This window comes from Kytococcus sp. HMSC28H12, assembly GCF_001816045.1.
Classification (GTDB): Bacteria; Actinomycetota; Actinomycetes; order Actinomycetales; family Dermatophilaceae; genus Kytococcus; species Kytococcus schroeteri.
The window spans coordinates 1-891 of the sequence record NZ_KV824289.1 but is presented as its reverse complement, the minus strand read 5'-3'; the positions used below and the strand labels follow the sequence as shown (position 1 = coordinate 891).

2 protein-coding genes are annotated in these 891 nt (G+C 65.8%); both read right to left on the bottom strand.

The genetic code is table 11. From position 1 onward, the window contains the following. Positions 1 to 483 (bottom strand): hypothetical protein (locus HMPREF3099_RS12240; RefSeq protein ID WP_141761929.1); only part of this gene is annotated, 483 nt, incomplete at its 3' end. 1 nt (position 484) lies between these two features. Next, the coding region (locus HMPREF3099_RS12675) for a DUF6318 family protein (RefSeq protein WP_083323400.1) at positions 485 to 891 on the bottom strand (407 nt) is incomplete at its 5' end.

Below are 891 nucleotides of genomic sequence, written 5' to 3'. Positions count from 1 at the left end.
AGTGCGGGGCGGGTCCCAGGTGGGGACGGGCAGGGCGAACTTCGTGACCTTGAAGGCCTTGGCGATGCGCTTGTCGGCCACCTCACCGGACCGGCCCGGGACGGCCTCGGGGAAGCAGGTGTCGTCCAGGTGGGACCACGGCTCGACCTCGGAGTCGCCCTCCGTGCGCATGACGCGCTGGGAGACCATGTAGAGCAGGCCACCAGAGGGTGTGCCGGCGCATCCGTGGTGGGTCTGGCCGCAGTCGTACCCGTCCCACGGGCCAGGTGGTTGGCCGCACGAGGGGAACACGACGTACTCGTAGTACAGCTTCGGCGGCTTCCCCGGTGCGGGTGGGGCACCACGGGGTGGCACCGCGTCCGCCAGCGCCTCCGCCTCCTCCACGGTCAGGCCGACACCGAAGCCGTCGTCGAAGTCTTCACAATCGATCTGGTGATCACAATCCGATCCGGCTGTGGCCATGAAGACGATCGAGGAAAGCACGTCAGGCACCCTCGGCGTGCCGCTGCAGGGGCATGTCCACGATGTGCCAACCGTCTTGGAACACCAGGCGCATGCTGAATCCAGAGTTCCGACTCCGGGGAACTGATTCAACAACGGCTCCAGACTCATCCACGTAGTCGGTCTTGAGCTGATCGAACCGCACCCCGACCATCCACTTCTTTCCCCCCAGCGGCGTGACACGGGCCGTGGGGCGAATCTTCATCGGGGAACTCGTGGCTCGGTGCCCCTCGGCCGCCGACTCACGCACCGTGGACTCAAGCTGGGCACAGGTTCCACAGGACGTCTCGGAGAACTCCTCGAGCACTCCCGCCTTGGGGTGCTGATAAAGGTGGTTGAGCGTTTTCAGGTACCAGATCCCGAAGGCCTCGGCACCCTCGGCGGTGTTCT